Origin of the sequence: Vibrio sp. 10N.222.46.A1 (assembly GCF_041473595.1) — a bacterium.
GTDB lineage: Bacteria > Pseudomonadota > Gammaproteobacteria > Enterobacterales > Vibrionaceae > Vibrio > Vibrio tasmaniensis_A.
Genome location: NZ_JBFRSN010001735.1, coordinates 1 through 313 on the forward strand (window position 1 = coordinate 1; position 313 = coordinate 313).

Genomic DNA, 313 nt, shown 5'->3' on the forward strand with positions numbered 1-313 from the left:
GTGTTGTGAAAAATGGCTTCACGCCACAAGCGATCAGCGCAGACGAATTTGATAAAAAACTGACGGACGCGTATCAGCGTGACTCGTCGGAAGCTCGACAGTTAATGGAAGATATTGGTGCCGACAATGACGACTTTTTCTCGTTAGCGGAAGAGTTGCCACAAGACGAAGACTTGCTTGAATCAGAAGACGACGCACCGATCATCAAGTTAATTAATGCGATGTTGGGTGAGGCGATTAAAGAAGGCGCTTCGGATATTCATATCGAAACCTTCGAAAAGTCACTGTCTATCCGTTTCCGTATTGATGGCGT

General features: G+C 46.0%; 1 pseudogene. It reads left to right on the top strand.

Features of this window, described 5'->3' with window-relative positions:
- Positions 1-313 (top strand): annotated as a pseudogene (locus tag AB4496_RS29085) (type II secretion system protein GspE); the annotation flags it as partial.